The sequence below is a fragment of the Defluviitalea phaphyphila genome (assembly GCF_001466305.1).
GTDB classification, from domain to species: Bacteria; Bacillota; Clostridia; order Lachnospirales; family Defluviitaleaceae; genus Defluviitalea_A; species Defluviitalea_A phaphyphila.
Genome location: NZ_JWID01000003.1, coordinates 241,306 through 259,480, shown reverse-complemented (window position 1 = coordinate 259,480; position 18,175 = coordinate 241,306). Strand labels below are relative to the sequence as shown.

Genomic DNA, 18,175 nt, shown 5'->3' with positions numbered 1-18,175 from the left:
CACCTAAATCATACATGATTTCTCACTATGGTTGTCAATTATTTTTTTTATATTTTTTTATCTGTTGCATTTAATTTTACAACGAACCTTTATTTAATAAAATTACAAAAAATTAAAAATCCCTTTACAAATATAAAAAATCTTTTTATAATAATGTATTGAGTTATATAGGAATAAATTATAAACACAAAGAAAAGGACAAGTAGATATCTTTGGAGTCCATAGCGAATTGGGGATGGTGGAAGCCCAAGATGAAGAAGATATCGAAAATCACCTTGGAGTGGCAGACTGAAAAATAATAGTAGGCTCTGACGGCATTCCACCGTTAACAGGAAGGCATATAAATGGTATGTGAGAAGCTTGATATCAGGTGGTATAGCGAAAGATGCCTTTCGTCCTGTTTAGGGATGAAGGGTTTTTTTATTATAAAAGAGGAATGGAGGGTGTATCGTGTATAAAAAAGTTTCTACAGATCTTAATTTTGTCGAACGGGAAAAACAAATATTAAATTTTTGGAAAGAAAACAATATATTTGAAAAAAGTTTATCAGCTAGAAAAGATGGACCTACATTTACTTTTTATGATGGTCCTCCAACAGCTAATGGGAAACCACATATAGGGCATATTTTAACTCGTGTTATAAAGGACATTATTCCAAGATATAAATCTATGAAAGGATATAATGTTCTTAGAAAAGCAGGATGGGATACCCATGGACTTCCAGTAGAATTAGAAGTAGAAAAAATGCTTGGTATAAGTGGAAAACCTCAAATAGAAAATTATGGAGTAGAACCATTTATTAAAAACTGTAAAGAAAGTGTTTGGAAGTATAAGAGTGAATGGGAAAAAATGAGTGATAGAGTAGGTTATTGGGTAGATATGAAAGACCCTTATATAACCTATGATAATAATTATATTGAATCTGTTTGGTGGTCTTTAAAGAAAATATGGGAGAAAGGATTATTATATAAGGGACATAAAATAGTTCCTTATTGCCCAAGATGTGGAACATCCCTATCAAGTCATGAAGTAGCTCAAGGATATAAAGATGTAAAAGAAGCTTCAGTATATGTAAAATTCCCAGTAAAAGGGGAAAAACAAGTATATTTAATGGCTTGGACAACAACTCCATGGACACTGCCTTCTAATGTGGCTTTAGTAGTTAATCCTAAAGAAACCTATGTAAAAGCAAAATGCTCTGATGAAGTTTATATCTTAGCAGAAGCTTTAGCTGATACTGTATTAAATGAAGAATATGAAATAATAGATAAAATAGTAGGAGAAAAATTAGTTGGACTAGAATATGAACCAATATTTGATTTTGCTAAGGTAGATAAAAAGGCATATTATGTTGTAGCTGATGATTATGTAACTTTAACAGATGGTACAGGTATAGTTCATACAGCTCCAGCTTTTGGGGAAGATGATGCTAGAGTTGGACGTATCTATGACCTTCCTTTTGTTCAACTTGTTAATGAGCAAGGAAAGTTTGTAGATGAAGTAACACCTTGGAAAGGTGTATTTGTAAAAGATGCAGATCCAGAGATTATAAAGAATTTAGATGAGAGAAATCTTCTTTATAAAGCAGCGGATTATGAACACTCTTATCCATTTTGCTGGAGATGTGATACCCCACTCTTATATTATGCAAGAGATACTTGGTTTATAAAAATGACAGAAGTAAGAGATAAATTAATTAAAAATAATAAGAAAATTAACTGGCTTCCTGAAAATATTAGAGATGGACGTTTCGGTAATTTCCTTGAAAATGTTATAGACTGGGGATTAAGTCGTGAAAGATATTGGGGAACACCTCTTCCAATTTGGGAATGTAGTTGTGGACATCGTCATGTTATAGGTAGTATAGAAGAATTAAGAAAGATGGGTAAAGATGTTCCAGAAGATATAGAGCTTCATAAGCCATATATTGATAATGTATACCTTACTTGTCCTAAGTGTGGAAAAGATATGAAAAGAGTACCAGAAGTTATTGACTGCTGGTATGATTCTGGGTCTATGCCTTTTGCACAATGGCATTATCCTTTTGAAAATAAAGAAAAATTTGAAGCACATTTCCCAGCAAATTTTATTAGTGAAGCAGTAGACCAAACAAGAGGATGGTTTTATACTTTACTTGCTATTTCAACTCTTTTATTTGATGAGCCTCCTTATAAAAATGTAATTGTTTTAGGTCTTGTACAAGATAAAGATGGACTTAAGATGAGTAAACATAAGGGTAATGTAGTCGATCCTTGGTCCGTTTTAGATAAACAAGGAGCAGATGCTGTTAGATGGTATTTCTATACTAATAGTGCGCCATGGCTTCCAAGTAGATTTTATGGAGAAGCTGTAAGTGAAGCTCAAAGAAAATATATGGGTACTTTATGGAATACCTATGCCTTTTATGTACTATATGCTAATATTGATAAATTTAATCCAACAGAATATAAATTAGAATATGATAAATTATCTTTAATGGATAAATGGATTTTATCAAGACTTCATACTTTGATTAAATTTGTAGATAAAAGTCTTGAAAATTATAAAATAATAGAATCCGCAAGAGCTCTACAAGAATTTGTAGATGATTTAAGTAATTGGTATGTAAGAAGAAGTAGAGAACGTTTTTGGTATAAAGATATGCCTCAAGATAAAATTAATGCATATATGACTCTTTATACTGTATTAGTGGAACTTACAAAGTTAACTGCTCCATTTACTCCATTTATGGCTGAAGAAATTTATCAAAACCTTGTGATTAATGTGGATAAAAATGCTCCAGAAAGTGTACATTTATGTGATTATCCACAGGTAAATGAAGATTTTATAGATAAGTCTTTAGAAGAAAATATGAATGAAGTATTAAAAATAGTAGTTCAAGGTAGAGCTTGCAGAAATACTGCTAATATAAAAAATAGACAACCTATCGGAAAAATGTATGTAAAATCAAATAAAGAATTACCAGAAAGCTTTAAAGAAATAATAGCTAATGAATTAAATGTAAAAGAGGTAATATTTACTGAAGATGTATCTGATTTTACTACTTATTCATTTAAACCACAGTTAAAAACTGTAGGGCCTAAATATGGCAAATTAGTAAATAATATAAGACAATCTTTAGCTGAAATTGATGGAAATAAAGCAATGGATGATTTAAAAAGTGGTAAACCATTAACTTTTGACTTTAATGGAGAAATAGTAGAATTATATGAAGAAGACCTTTTAATAGAAACAAAACAAAAAGAAGGTTTTGTAGCAGAAAGTGAAAAAGATGTAACAGTAGTCTTAGATACTCATCTTACTGAAGAATTAATAGAAGAAGGTTTTGTAAGAGAAATTATTAGCAAGATTCAGACTATGAGAAAAGAAGCTAATTTTGAAGTACAAGATTATATTAATGTATATTATAGTGGAAATGAAAAATTGGCAAAAATCATAGAAAAAAACAAAGAAAAAATAGCTGGAGAAGTGCTAGGTAAAGTAATTACCGAAGGAGATGGCCAAGGATATAAAAAAGAGTGGAATATAAATAAAGAAAATATTAATTTGGCAGTAGAAAAAGCTTAAAAAAGCAGGAATATTCCTGCTTTTTTATTTGTGCTTATTAAGTTAATATTTAAAAATCATTTTTAGTTAATTTAATAGTTTTACTTTTATAAGAAGTTACCCTCCTCATATTTTTATAATACGAACCAAATAGAATAAAATGAATATATTGGTATTGAGTAAAAAATATGGTATAAGGAGGAGGAATAATGCCTAAAAATTATAAGCAAGATAGATCTTGTTATAATGAAAAACAACAGCAAATGAAACAAACAGAAAATCAACAACCGATGATGCAGCAGCCAGCAATGCAACAACCAATAATGCAACAACCGATGATGCAACATGGGATGTATCCAGGAATATGCCAAATGAATATGTATGAATATATGTGTGATATGAATGAAAGAGATTTAGAACATATTAAAAAAATGCATTCAGATCTTAATAAAAAAATTCAAAGACACATAGAATGTGAATGTGATAGAATGGATTATGAGGGTAGTCCTATATATGATGAATATTTAGATAATAATATAATAGAACAAATAGTAGATAGGGTTTATGAGAGAATAGTAAACGAAATGCCTGAGATTTTAGAAGAAGAGGATATGGATAGACAAAGGATTCCAAGAAGTCGTTTAGTTCGTTCACTAGCAGGGGCTCTTTTACTTACTGAAATATATGGAAGAAGACAAAAATACAGAAGAAGATATCCATATTACGGAACTCCATATTATGGAAATTACTACTATCAAACACCATATTATGGATATCCATATTCATATTATTAAAAAAAGGGCTAAAAATTTAGCCCTCTTTTGCTTTAATAATACAAGAATTATCTATATATTCTTCTAATACTATTTCTTTTTCTATTTCTAAATTTTTTTCTATATGTAAATCTACTTGTTTAAAGACTTCTTGTTGTGTATTTAAATCAAATATCACTCTTACAATAGGAGCATCTATGTAATCAGGTCTGTTTTGTTCCACTATGGCTATAGTATTATCATTTAATAAAACAGTTGAGCCTACGGGATAATAGGAAATAATACTACGAAATACTTTAAATATGTCAGCATCCAATTTATTTTTAGTCATTTCTTCCATTTCGCTTAGAGTATCTACAACACTAAAAGCTTTTTTATAAACTCTTGTACTAGTCATAGCATCAAATACATCACAAATAGCACAAATTCTTGCACTTTCATGAATATTATCTTTAGATACACCTAAAGGATATCCACTTCCATCTATTCTTTCATGGTGTAAAAGAATCATAACCTTACTTATTGGAGTAAGCATAGAGCTTTCTTTAAGGATTTCATATCCGATGATAGTGTGTCTTTTAATAATTTCATATTCTTCATTGGATAGTTTGTCAGGTTTATTTAAGATTTCGTCAGGAATTAATAATTTTCCAAAGTCGTGGAGTATTCCTCCTATAGCTAATTTTTCTAAATACTCCCTATTAGCTCCCATTTTTATACCAACCATTACACATAATATACTAACGTTAATACAGTGAAGATAAGTATAATTATCTTTAGTTTTTAAATCTGCTACATTATATAATAGTTCTTTATTTTCTAATATACTATCTACAATTTCCATAGCAGCATTTTGTATTTTTTCTATTTTTATTTTTTGGGTAGATTTAAATAAAGAAACCATATCTTTTATAGATTTTAAAGATTGAACTCTTATTTTATCAGGGATTACATCCTTAACTTCTATACCCTCAGAAAAGTAGTCAGTAATATATACTCTACTAATGCCGCGTTCTTCCAATTTGAATCTATAAAAGTTCTTAAATTTTGTGTTCTTTGCAAGAAGGAGGTTTCCATTTTCGTCAAAAATATCTTTAGCAATTATCTCTCCGCCATATAAATGTTGTAATGGAACTAAACGCATAGTAAGCCTCCTCAAGTAAATAAAAATTAATTTATATGTAAGCTAAATTAATTATAAAACAAAATTTAATTATTTTCCACAGTGATTTTAGCCTATAAATGTTGAAAATTATAAAAATTTGATGAATTATGTCGAAAAAATGTATTTAAAATATTATAAATATTAAAAAAATAAATACATATGTATAGATATGGTATAAATTATGTAATATAATAAATATACAATAAAATATCAATAAGGAGGAATAATATGGTTAATAATGCTATGACTGCGGATTTTTTACGTTCGGCTTATGGTGGAGAGAGTATGGCTCATATGAGGTATCTTATCTGGGCTGAAGTGGCAAGAAAAGAAGGCTTTAAAAATATAGGTACATTGTTTGAAGCTATAAGTTATGCAGAATATGTTCATGCTAATAATCATTTTAACGTACTAAAAGAACAAAAGGGAGATTATACTGTTCCTGCTGGTGGAGTTTTTGGAGTTGGGAATACAGTAGAAAATCTTCAAGGAGCAATTGATGGAGAGCTTCATGAAGTAGAACAAATGTATCCAGTTTATCTAAATACTGCAGAATTACAAGAAGAAAAAGGAGCAAAACGTTCATTTCATTATGCATTGGAGGCTGAGAAAATCCATGCTAAGATGTTTAAAGAATCGCAAGAAGCAGCGAAAAATGGGAAAGATTATGATCTTGAAGCTGTTTACATATGTTCTGTTTGTGGTTATACAGTTCTTGATGAAGCGCCAGAGGTATGTCCAATCTGTGGAGCTAAAAAGAAAGTATTTAAAGAATTTAAATAATTTTAGTAATTTAAGTAATACAAACAATTAAGAGGTACTTTTAAGTACCTCTTTTTTACTTTTAAATAAACAATGATTTTAAATAAAAAATTTATTAATAATTTATAAATAGTATTTGTGTAATTTACATTAAATAGATTTATAAATATTATTTTATTTATATGATATTACAAAAAAATAATAGTAGCAATCAAAATTTCTAAAAAAATATCATTTAATTTAAAAATAGTCCACTATTTTATAAATTTATTATCTGTTATGCATAAAAATATAGTGTTATAATCCTAATACAATTAAGATAATATACAAAAATATTTTAAGTAAAATAAAAAAAGGAGGAAAATAGTATGAAAAAAAAGTTGTTATCAGCACTAATTATGGTAATGTTATCAATTTCATTAGTTGCTTGTGGAGGGAATCAAATGAATTCTGATTCAGATAGTACACAATCTCAAACTGATAATGAAAATGCATCGGAAGAAATTATAACCATACACGTATTTACAGGTTTAGCAGATAGAAAAACAGGAACAGGATTGATTGAAGAAATACTTTTTGAACAGTATATGAAAGAAAATCCCAATATCAAAATTGAAGTTGAAGCATTAGATGGTGAAACTTATAAAACTAAATTTAAAGCTTATGCAACATCAAGTGAAATGCCTGATTTACTTGGTGTGTGGGGACAGCCAGCATTTATAAATGAAATAATTGATGCGGGACTACTAGCAGAATTAAATCCTGAAGATTATAAGGATTATGGGTTTGTTAAAGGTGCTTTAGATGGTTTTAGTAAAGATGGTAAATTATACGGACTTCCAAGAAGTACGGATATTATGGGATTTTATTATAACAAAGCAATATTTGAAGAAAATGGATGGGAAGTTCCTAAGACATATAATGAACTTATAGAATTAGCAGGGAAAATAAGAGAAGCGGGGTTAATTCCAGTTAGTATGGATGGAGCAGATAAATGGCCTCTTGCTATTTATCTTAATGATTTAATAGCTAAGATAGACGGAGATAATGGAGATAAAATAAGTCAATCTATTGCTAATGGGGATTTTTCTGATCCTACTTATAAAAAAGCAGCAGAACTTTTGAGAAAATCTGTAGAAGCAGGATTATTTCAAAATGGTTTTGAAACAACAGACTATGCTACAGCCTTTAATTTATTTGCTAATGGTCAAGCAGCTATGTACTATATGGGTAATTGGGAAATGTCCATAGCTACAAATCCGGATGTTTTACCCGAAATTCGTGAAAATATAGGAGTATTTGCTATGCCAGAAGTAGAGGGAGGAAAAGGAAAAGTAACAGATATTGCAGCATGGAATGGTGTAGGATATTCAATTTCAGCTAATTCACCTGTAAAAGAAGAAGCAATTAAGTTATTAAATTATATGATGAAACCAGAAAACTTGTCAAAACTTACTTGGCAAAATGGAGTAGGTATGTCAGCTCAAGATTATTCAGGATATTTAACAGGAGATGAAACTGTTCCCCAAAAAATTTTTACAAATATTTTAATGGAAGCTACAAGTATTACTGGTACACCAATTAATGACCTTGGAACATCTGCATTTAAAACAGTTTGTGAGGATTTATGTCAAGAACTTGCTATAGGAGCTATAACACCAGAAGAATTTATTCAAAAATTAGAAGAAGCTACTAAGTAGTAAAATAAATTTTAAAAATAAAAGGCTGTCTTAAAGTATTAAAATATTTTAAGACAGCAATATTTTTAATGATAAAGGAGAGGAGAAAGTTAGTGAAAAAATTATATAGTAATAAATGGATAATATTAAGTTTAGTAATTCCAGGGATTATAACCTTTGTATTTGCTATATTAACTCCAATTTTATTAAGTTTATATTATAGTTTAACAGATTTTGCTGGTATAGGAAAGGCAAATTTTATTGGATTTGAAAACTATAAAAATTTAATAAAAGATAAAGTATTTTGGGTATCTCTTAGAAATTCTTTATTTTTAGCTTTAGGATTTATATTCATTCAACATCCTATAGCAATTATTACAGCAGCTATTTTAGATAAACTTCAAGGAAAGGCAGAAGGATTTTTTAGAACCATATATTTTATTCCTAATGTTATTTCAGTTGCTATTATAGCGTATCTTTGGAAGTTCATATACAATCCAAATTTTGGACTTCTAAATAATATTCTAAAATTGTTTGGATATACTAATGAAATAAATTGGTTAGGAAAAGGGATGGCTATTTGGTCAGTTATTATTGTTCTTATTTGGCATGGATTTGGTTGGGGAATGTTAATTTACTATGCAGGAATTAAAAATATAAATCCTATTTTGTATGAAGTTGCTGCTATTGACGGAGCAGATGCAAAAACTACATTTTTAAAGATTACATTACCCCTTATGAAACCAGTTATTCAAGTTAATGTAACTCTTGCTATTATTGCGGCTTTAAAACAAATGGAAACCGTGTATCTTTTAACTAATGGAGGACCGGGAAACGAAACACAGTTTTTAGCTAATTATTTATATAAACAGGCATTTAATTCCTTTAAATATGGTTACGGTAATGCTATAAGTGTTGTATTTATTATTATTTGCCTTGCGTCAACTATAATTTTAAATAAAATCTTTTCAGAAAAAGAATATGCATAGAAGGGAGGAGAGATAGGTGACAACTAAAATAAAAAATAATAAAAAAACTAAAGTAAGTAAGATAATTATGATGATATGTCTTAGTATTGTAGCTGTAATTCAAATTTTTCCTCTTATTTGGCTTTTAGATTTTTCCTTAGCAAGTAGTAATGAACTTTTTACTACTGGACTTTTAATTATTCCTAAAAAAATTCAATGGGGAAATTATGTAAAAGCCTTTGTTGATGGAAATTTTTTACTTTATTTAAAAAATAGTTTACTTATTAATGGTTTATCGCTGGTATTGGTAATATGCATTTCTATTATCACTGCTTTTGCAACTACTCGCATGATATGGAAGTTAAAAACAGCAGTAAAAACTTTTTTACTTCTTGGAATGATGATTCCTATTCATGCAACACTTTTACCTAATTATATAATATATGACAGAGTAGGTTTAACAGATACTATATGGGCATTATTAATTCCTTATGTGGCCTTTTCTCTTCCACAGGGATTATTTTTAACTTCAGGATTCATGGAAGCTATTCCAAAGGAATTAGAGGAAGCAGCTTTAATTGATGGATGTGGAGTATATAGAATAATTTTAATAATTATAGCTCCTTTAATGAAATCTTCAGTTGCTACAGTAGCAATTATGACTTATTTAAACAACTGGAATGAATTTATGATGGCTAGTACATATTTAAGAAGTAAAACATGGAAGACATTACCGTTTTCTGTATTAGAATTTACAGGACAGTATTCTTCTGATTATGCAGTGCAGTTTGCTGTAATGGCTTTAACTGCTCTACCAGCAATAATTATTTATATTATATTAAATAAGCACATAACAAAAGGAGTTGCTATGGGAGCTGTTAAAGGATAAAATATATCAATCAAAGGAGTAGAATTATATGAATTTAAAGTGTGTAGTTACTAGATTTTTAAATAATAAAAAAAATGAATTTGTTCAATATATGAAATTTATAAAAGATAATGGAGTAGAACATAAAGTAATTAATATTTATCCCAATATGAGATATCAAACCTTTGAAGGATTTGGAGGTGCTTTAACGGAGTCTAGCGGATATGTTTATAGTAAAATGGATAAAAAACAAAAGCATCAACTTATTAGTACTTATTTCGATGAAGATAATATGAATTATCGTTTAGCACGTATTCATCTTGATAGTTGTGATTTTTCCTTAGGGCATTATGAAGCCATGTCTGATAAAGAAGATATAAATATGTACTCTTTTAGTCTTAAACGTAGTGAGAAGTATATTTTTCCCCTTGTAGATGATGTGCAAAAATATATGGGAAGACCGATAGAAATTATGGTTAGTCCTTGGTCTCCACCAGCTTTTATGAAAACTAATGGAGAAAGAAATCATGGTGGAAGTCTTAAAGAAGAGTATAAAGAATTTTGGGCAAGATATTTATGCAAGTATATTGTAGAGTTTAGAAATAGGGGCTATAATGTTAAAAGAATGTCTATCCAAAACGAACCAAGAGCAGTACAAATATGGGATTCTTGCATTTATTCAGCAAAAGAAGAAAAAGAATTTTTAAGAGATTATTTGTATCCTGAAATGATAAAAAATAATCTTACTGATGTAGAAATATTTATATGGGATCATAATAAAGAAAGAATTTTTGAAAGAGCTTGTGAAATTATTGATGAAGATACTAATCATATGATAACAGGTATAGCTTTTCATTGGTATAGTGGGGATCATTTTGAGGCTTTAAATTTAGTAAATGAAAAGTTTCCTGATAAGAAATTAATTTTATCTGAAGCTTGTATAGAATATTCTCATTATAGTAAAGAAGATAGACTTTTTAATGCACAAAGATATGCCCACGATATAATAGGAAATCTTAATAATGGAATGAGTGCTTTTTATGATTGGAATATTCTATTAGATGAAAATGGAGGGCCTAATCATGTTGGCAATTGCTGTGATGCTCCTTTTTTATATGATATACAAGAGGGTAAATTAATAGAACGTAAAACTCTTAGTTATATTAAACATTTTAGTCATTATATAAAGCCGGGAGCGGTTAGAATTGGATATTCTAAATATACTGATGCCTTAGACGTTACAGCTTTTGAAAATCCAGATAAATCTATAGTTTTAATTATTTTAAATAGATTTAGTGATGATTTTCAAACCTCTATTAGACTTTATGAAGAATATACTAATCTTTTTATTCCTTCAGAATCAATCATTACTTGTGTTATTAATAGATAAATTAAATGTAAATAAATTCAAAATTATTTAATTGGAGAAGGGAAAACTGTTATTTAATAATAAATTTTTTTATGTATAAATAGGAGGGGGAGGCTTTTGTGCGATGGATAAAAAATTGGTTTTTAAAACTTAAGATAAAATATAAAATGATTATATCCATGTATTTGGTTATAGTGCCAATACTTTTATTTATAAGTAGTTACATGTATATAAAAAGCTCTAGAGAAGTAGTAGATAATATGTCTAAGCTTTATCAAAATTTAGTTAATAGTATTAACGAAAATATCAATTATCTTCAGTCGGATGTTGAAGATTTATTAACATATTTATGTATAAATAGTGATATACGTTATATTTTAAACGCACAAGAAAACTCCCCTATTATAGATAATACTCTTATATGGGAAAAGAATTCTCCTATGAATTTAGTAAAAGATATGATATCCGTTAAAGGTTATATTAAGACAATGATATTATACCCAGAAAATGGGGTTACAATATTTTCTTTTAGCGGAGATACTAGTGTACTAAATAAAGATATTGATAAAATTCATAATACTGAAATATATAAAAAAGCCTATGAAGTTCAGGGAGATTATGTATGGACTAGGATTAGTAAAGATGATAGTGATTTATTTATTAATAATAAATCTGATAAAATTATAGTATCTAGGGTCATCTTTAATTATTCAAAAAGTAAGCCTCTTGGATATTTAGTAATAGGGATAGATACTGATAAATATAGAGAACTATTAAAAAATGGTTTATATAAAGAAAATGAAGGAATAATTATATTTAACAAAAATAAAGAAGAATTAATAAATTTTGGAGAAATTAATAGTTTAGTTTATGAATATATAAAAAATTTAGAGTATTATGAAATATCTAAGGAAAAATATTTAGAGTATAATAATTACTATATATTTTCTAGTCAAAATAAAAATGAAGATGGATATATATTTTATATAGTTCCTAAAGAAAATTGGTTTTCTCAGATTCAAAGTGCTAAAATTTTTCCTATAATATTTCTTGTTGTTTTGCTAGTGTTTTCATGGCCTTTAATCATGTTAGCTTCTAATATAATTTCAAAACCATTATATAGGCTTTATAAATCTATGGAAAAATTTAAAAAAGGAGATTTTAATCAGAAAGTAGAAGTAGTAGCCTATGATGAGATAGGAGAAGTATCAGCTTGTTTTAATGATATGGTTAAGGATATAAAAAAATTAATTGAACAAAATTATATTATGGTTTTAAGAGAAAAACAAAGTGAATATGATGCTTTACAAGCTCAAATAAATCCTCATTTTTTGTATAATACCTTGGATTCTTTGTATTGGCAAGCTTTAAATGGGGGAAGTGAAAAATTAGCAGAAGATATTTTTTCTTTGTCTCAATTATTTCGTTCCATATTAAGTAAAGGTGAAAGTATAATTTCTGTAAAGCAAGAAAAAAACTTGATTTTTCATTATTTGCAAATTCAAAAAATGCGTTTTAACAAAAAGTTAGATTTTTTAATTGATATTGATGATAATATATTAGAATATAAGATACCGAAATTAATATTGCAACCTTTTGTAGAAAATGCTGTTGTTCATGGGTTAGAAAATACAGGAAGAAAGGGATTTATTAAAGTTACTGGAAAACTTAATAAAGGATATTTATTATTTAAAATAAGTGATAATGGAATTGGGTTAACTAAAGATCAAATTAATAGTATATTAGAAAAAGAAGAACCAATGAAATATTCAAGTAAAAGAATTAGTGGATATGCTATAAAAAATGTAAAAGAAAGATTAAGATTAAAATATCAAGGAAATTTTAAGCTAGATATTAAAAGTAAAATTAATAGAGGAACGATAGTAATAATAGAAATCCCTTCTAATGAAAATTAAGGAGGTATCTTATTATGGAGTCTATAGTAAAATTATTAATTGCAGATGATGAAGATAACATCCGTAATGGTATTAAAACATATATAGAGTTACACAGTAAATTAATAAATAAAATATATACAGCAAGTAATGGTAGAGAAGCTATAGATAAAATATTTAAGTATAAACCACAAGTTATGTTAATTGATGTACAAATGCCTTATAAAAATGGTCTTGTGGTAATGAAAGAAGCTAAGGAAGCGGGGATTTGTCCTAAAACCATTATATTAAGTGGATATGATGAGTTTTCCTATGCCCAAAAGGCCCTTAGATATGGAGCAGAGGATTATCTTTTAAAACCTTGTAGATCTACAGAAATTTTAGCTAAAGTAGAAAATATGATAAAATCAGATAATAATATAGACGATAATTCATCAGAATACAGGATAGATAAACACGGAAATAGATTTGTAGATATAGCTATAGAATATCTTAACGAACATTATATGGATAATATTTCTTTAAAAGAAGTGGCTGAAAAAGTAGGAGTTACTCCAGGATATTTAACTACATTGTTTGCAAAAACTATAGGGTGTAGTTTTATTGAATATTTAAATAAAGTTAGAGTAGAAAGGGCTTGTAACTACTTTTATGATAATACACTTAAAACTTATGAAGTAGCTTACAAAGTAGGATTTAGTGATGAGAAATATTTTTCTAGAGTATTTAAAAAAATAAAGGGAATAAGCCCTTCTAAATTTAGAAAGAGTTTATAAACCTGTGTATAAATAAAATGCACAGGGTTATTTTTTTAATAGTTTACAAATTTAATATAGTAAAGTATAATAGTATCTGCAGTGTAAATATAAATACTTACAGGGGGATTTAAAATGAAAAAGAATATTATACTTTTACTATGTAGTATTTTAGTTATAGCTTTATTTTCTGTAGGATGTGGTAGTAAAGATACAGAAGAAACTCTTAAAGAAGACAATTCTTTAGCAGAAGATACTTCCTTAGAAGAAATAGATAATTCTTTAGAGGAAATAAAAGAAAAGGGAGTTTTAGTTGTTGGTTTAGATGATACTTTTGCACCTATGGGCTTTCGTGATGAAAGTGGAGAGATAGTAGGTTTTGATATAGACCTTGCAAGAGAAGTAGCAAAAAGAATGGGAGTAGAAATAGAATTAAAACCTATTAACTGGGATGCAAAGACTATGGAGCTTAATGGAAAAAATATTGATGTTATATGGAATGGATTATCCATCACAGAAGAGAGAAAAAAAGAAATAGCTTTTTCTGACCCATATTTAAATAATAGACAAATTATAATAGTAAGAAGTGATTCAGATATTGAAACTAAAAAAGACTTAGAAGGTAAAATCGTAGGACTTCAAACAGGAAGTAGTGCAGAAACGGCTTTAAATGCTGATAGTGAAACAGCCAGTTCCATTAAAGAAATAAGTGATTATCCAGATAATACTACAGTACTTATGGAACTTGAAGCAGGACGTTTAGACGCAGCAGTTATGGATGAAGTTGTGGGAAAATACTATATATCTAAAAAACCTGATAATTTTAAGGTTCTAGAAGAAGACTTTGGAAGAGAATCCTATGGTATAGGATTTAGACTAACTGATAAAAAGTTAGTTGAAGAAGTAAATAAGATTATGGAAGAGCTTAAAGAAGACGGTACAGCGGCAGAAATATCTAAAAAGTGGTTTGGAGAAGATATTGTCGTAAAATAGGAGGATAATTGTGTCTGATATTTTAGGAATGATTATATATATATTAAAGGGAAGTTTAATTACCTTAAAACTTTATATAGTTACTATAGTTTTATCTATTCCTTTAGGGGTTTTAGGAGCTTTAGGGAAGATTTCTAAATCTAAGTTATTATCTTCTTTTGTTGGATTTTATACTTGGATTTTTAGAGGAACTCCCCTTTTGCTTCAATTATTTTTTATTTATTTTGGACTTCCTCATTTTCTAGGAATTAATTTTAGCAAATTTCAAGCAGCCTCTTTAACATTTATTTTAAACTATGGAGCTTATTTTACAGAGATATTTAGGGGTGGAATACTATCTATTGATAAGGGACAGTATGAAGCAGCTAAGGTTTTAGGGCTGAGTTATCCCCAAACTATGAGAAGAATAATACTTCCCCAAACTATAAGAAGAGTGCTTCCTGCTACTTCTAATGAAGCTATTACTTTAGTAAAAGACACAGCCTTAGTAACTGCTATTAGCATGGAAGACTTATTAAGAAATGCCAATCAGATAGTGGCTAGGGAATATACAATTATTCCTTTTGTAATAGCTGGAGTGATCTATTTAGTTTTAACCTCTATTATTGTATGGATATTTAGAAAGTTAGAAGAAAAGTATTCCATTTATGAGTAGGAGTTTTAATATGAAAATGATTTATGTTGACAATATAAGTAAAAAATTTGGGAGTTTAGAAGTTTTAAAAGATATATCATTAGAAGTTAAAAAGGGAGAAGTTATTTCTATTATAGGGCCTTCAGGTTCAGGGAAGAGCACATTTCTTCGCTCTCTTATTCTTCTTGAACAAATTGATAAAGGGAGAATTGAAATAGAAGGAATTCCTATATCAGCTTTTGATGATAAAGGGAAAAGGATATCTCTTCCTCGTAAAGATGTTAAAGATGGAGTTAGAAAAATGGGGATGGTATTTCAAAATTTTCATCTTTTTCCCCATAAAACAGTTTTAGAAAATGTAATAGAAGCTCCTATAATTGTAAATAAATTAGATAAAAAAGAAGCTGTATCATTAGGAGAAGAACTTCTTAAAAAAGTAGGACTTCTAGATAAAAAAGATTCTTATCCTTCTCAAATTTCAGGGGGACAAAAACAAAGGGTAGCCATTGCTAGGGCTCTTGCTATGAAGCCAGATATCATGCTTTTTGATGAACCGACATCAGCCCTAGATCCTGAATTAGTGGGAGAAGTTTTAGGAGTTATAAAAAATCTTGCCAAAGAAAATATGACAATGCTTATAGTAACCCATGAAATGGGATTTGCAAAAGAAGTGTCGGATAGAGTAGTATTTATGGACAAAGGAGAAATAATAGAAGATGCTCCACCAAATAAACTATTTAATAATCCAGATCATCCTAGGATTAAAGCTTTCCTAGAAAAAATTTTAAAATAAAAAATATAACTTAACACTACTAAATATATTTTTTATTTATTACCATAAATCAAAAAGAGTAGTAGGAAGATAATTTCTTACTACTCTTTTAACATTTTTTATTAAGTTATTGGATATTACAAATTTAAAAAAGATATTAAAATTAATTTTATTAAAAAATAGAAAAGTTTTAGATGTTATTTATAAATGAATTAAGGAATATATTATAGTATAAAAAATTATAAATAGTGGGGGAAAAATGGATAGATTAAAACATATATCCCAAGTTTTTAATTCCGCAGACGAAATTCTCTTTGATGATTCGTCTAAATTTATTTTAATGAGTGATTGTCATAGAGGAGATGGAAGTTGGTCCGATGATTTTGCAAGAAACCAAAATATTTATTTTTCAGCTTTAGTTAAATATTACCATGAAAATTATACTTATATAGAATTAGGGGATGGAGATGAACTTTGGGAAAATAATATTTGTGAGGCCATACAAACCCATAATGATGTTTTTTGGCTTCTGTCTAAATTTTATAAAGAAGGCAGGTTATTTTTTATTTATGGGAATCACGATATGGTGAAAAAAAGTAAGAGATTTGTCAAAAAACATTTATTTCAATATTTTAACGAATCTAGTAAAGAATATTGTTTTTTATTTCCTAATATAAAAATTCATGAAGGATTAGTTTTAAAACATAGGATTACAGGGAGAAAAATTCTTTTAATACATGGGCATCAAGTAGATTTTTTAAATTATACTTTATGGGAAATAGCTAGGTTTTTAGTGAGATATATATGGAGACCTTTAAATTTATTTGGAGTAAATGACCCTACAAGACCAGCAAAAATTATCGTAAAAAAGAAAAAATAGGTAAGAGATTAATAGAATGGGTAATTAAAGAAAAATGTATACTCATTGCAGGACACAGCCATAGACCTTCTTTTCCAGATTTATGGGAGCCGCCATATTTTAATGATGGTTGCTGTGTTCACCCTAGGGGAATAACAGGGATAGAAATAGTAAATGGTTGCATTATGTTAGTTAAATGGAGTGTAAAAACAAAACAAGATGGGATAATGTTTATTGATAGAGATATTATTGAAGGACCAGTAAAATTAGAACATTATTATAATTTTTTTAAATAACTAGCCAAAAATTTACTAATTAGTATTTAATACAAAATTTTTACAGTTTAATAACACATATAATTTAATTAAGAATTTTATCATACAAAATAATTTTAAATACGTATTAATTATTGATGAAAAGTAAGAATAAAATTTAAAATTAAAATAGAGGAGGATTATAATATTAAATTTAAACTGTATAATAGTATATCCTTATAGATTATGGTATAATCAAAGAGAGATGAAAAATTTATTAACATCTCCAAGAGGAGGGATCTAATGACACAAAAGATATTAGTCTGCATTACTATTCAGCAAAATAGTAGGAGACTAATTAAAAAGGGTGCAGAATTAGCTAATAGAGTTGGAGGGGAATTACACATACTTCATGTAGAACATGGAAATAGTATTTTATCTAAAAATGATTCGGCTCAGTTATTTGAAGAGCTATTTGATTATGCTTCAGAATTAGGTGGAGAAGTTCATGTAGTATGTGATGATAAAGTGCCAGAGAGAATAGTTAAGTTTATAAAAGATATGAATATTACACAGTTAGTATTAGGAGAAACTATGAGAAGTAAAATTCATAGGCTTATAACAAAAGATATAAAAAATTATATTACATCAACTACTCCTGAAGTAGAAGTTATGGTTTTAGAAAGAGAGAAACCTTTAAATATAAAAGATGAAAAGGCATTTTCGTAATTAATTTATAAAAAATCTTGACAAGTAAGTTTAAAAAAATTATGATAGATATCATAGAATTTTCGAAAAGGAGGTAGGATTATGTTAATCATTAAAACAACAAGAAAAACCAATAGAATAATTAACTTAAATAAGATTTATAACAACCCTACCT

The 18,175-nt window shown here is 28.1% G+C and carries 15 protein-coding genes and 1 other annotated feature; of the genes, 14 read left to right on the top strand and 1 reads right to left on the bottom strand.

Annotated elements, in window-relative coordinates:
- The first annotated feature begins 180 nt into the window (after positions 1 to 180).
- Positions 181 to 403: a binding site (T-box leader), on the top strand.
- A gap of 47 nt (positions 404 to 450) precedes the next feature.
- Complete coding sequence (ileS, locus tag OM90_RS03925; RefSeq protein WP_058485580.1) at positions 451 to 3,567, top strand: isoleucine--tRNA ligase; 3,117 nt, start codon at positions 451 to 453, stop codon at positions 3,565 to 3,567.
- Positions 3,568 to 3,755: 188 nt separating this feature from the next.
- The gene (locus tag OM90_RS03920; RefSeq protein WP_058485579.1) at positions 3,756 to 4,340 is read left to right on the top strand and encodes a hypothetical protein; all 585 of its coding nucleotides are present in this window, start codon (positions 3,756 to 3,758) and stop codon (positions 4,338 to 4,340) included.
- A gap of 16 nt (positions 4,341 to 4,356) precedes the next feature.
- On the opposite strand, the gene OM90_RS03915 is transcribed toward OM90_RS03920, so the two are convergent.
- Positions 4,357 to 5,463: an HD-GYP domain-containing protein gene (locus tag OM90_RS03915; RefSeq protein ID WP_058485578.1), complete on the bottom strand. Its 1,107-nt coding sequence runs from the start codon at positions 5,461 to 5,463 to the stop codon at positions 4,357 to 4,359.
- 249 nt (positions 5,464 to 5,712) lie between these two features.
- On the opposite strand from OM90_RS03915, the gene OM90_RS03910 reads away from it, so the two are divergent.
- The 12 genes from OM90_RS03910 to OM90_RS03855 all read left to right on the top strand — a co-directional run bounded on the left by OM90_RS03910 (position 5,713) and on the right by OM90_RS03855 (position 18,021).
- A complete protein-coding gene (locus OM90_RS03910; RefSeq protein ID WP_058485577.1) occupies positions 5,713 to 6,267 on the top strand; it encodes a rubrerythrin family protein in 555 nt (184 codons plus the stop codon).
- Between the two features lie 347 nt (positions 6,268 to 6,614).
- Positions 6,615 to 7,946, top strand: coding sequence for an ABC transporter substrate-binding protein (locus OM90_RS03905; protein WP_058485576.1), 1,332 nt, complete (start codon positions 6,615 to 6,617; stop codon positions 7,944 to 7,946).
- Between the two features lie 92 nt (positions 7,947 to 8,038).
- Positions 8,039 to 8,914, top strand: coding sequence for a carbohydrate ABC transporter permease (locus OM90_RS03900; protein WP_058485575.1), 876 nt, complete (start codon positions 8,039 to 8,041; stop codon positions 8,912 to 8,914).
- A 67-nt stretch (positions 8,915 to 8,981) separates the two neighbouring features.
- The gene (locus tag OM90_RS03895) at positions 8,982 to 9,782 is read left to right on the top strand and encodes a carbohydrate ABC transporter permease (RefSeq protein ID WP_058485597.1); all 801 of its coding nucleotides are present in this window, start codon (positions 8,982 to 8,984) and stop codon (positions 9,780 to 9,782) included.
- A 28-nt stretch (positions 9,783 to 9,810) separates the two neighbouring features.
- A complete protein-coding gene (locus tag OM90_RS03890) occupies positions 9,811 to 11,151 on the top strand; it encodes a glycoside hydrolase family 30 protein (RefSeq protein WP_058485574.1) in 1,341 nt (446 codons plus the stop codon).
- Positions 11,152 to 11,249: 98 nt separating this feature from the next.
- The gene (locus OM90_RS03885) at positions 11,250 to 13,046 is read left to right on the top strand and encodes a sensor histidine kinase (RefSeq protein ID WP_058485573.1); all 1,797 of its coding nucleotides are present in this window, start codon (positions 11,250 to 11,252) and stop codon (positions 13,044 to 13,046) included.
- Between the two features lie 14 nt (positions 13,047 to 13,060).
- Positions 13,061 to 13,801, top strand: coding sequence for a response regulator transcription factor (locus OM90_RS03880; RefSeq protein WP_058485572.1), 741 nt, complete (start codon positions 13,061 to 13,063; stop codon positions 13,799 to 13,801).
- A 114-nt stretch (positions 13,802 to 13,915) separates the two neighbouring features.
- Entirely contained in the window at positions 13,916 to 14,773 is an 858-nt protein-coding gene (locus OM90_RS03875; RefSeq protein WP_058485571.1) for an amino acid ABC transporter substrate-binding protein, read from the top strand.
- Positions 14,774 to 14,783: 10 nt separating this feature from the next.
- Positions 14,784 to 15,428 carry an amino acid ABC transporter permease gene (locus OM90_RS03870; RefSeq protein ID WP_242860857.1) on the top strand — a complete coding sequence of 215 codons (645 nt, stop codon included), beginning with the start codon at positions 14,784 to 14,786 and terminating at the stop codon, positions 15,426 to 15,428.
- 16 nt (positions 15,429 to 15,444) lie between these two features.
- Positions 15,445 to 16,200 (top strand): amino acid ABC transporter ATP-binding protein, encoded by a 756-nt coding sequence (locus OM90_RS03865; protein ID WP_193391924.1) that lies wholly within the window; start codon positions 15,445 to 15,447, stop codon positions 16,198 to 16,200.
- Between the two features lie 238 nt (positions 16,201 to 16,438).
- Positions 16,439 to 17,059, top strand: a complete 621-nt coding sequence (locus OM90_RS03860; protein ID WP_330381823.1) for a metallophosphoesterase — start codon at positions 16,439 to 16,441, stop codon at positions 17,057 to 17,059.
- A 536-nt stretch (positions 17,060 to 17,595) separates the two neighbouring features.
- On the top strand, positions 17,596 to 18,021 hold the full coding sequence (locus tag OM90_RS03855; RefSeq protein WP_058485569.1) for a universal stress protein: 426 nt from the start codon (positions 17,596 to 17,598) through the stop codon (positions 18,019 to 18,021).
- The last annotated feature ends 154 nt before the right edge of the window (positions 18,022 to 18,175 follow it).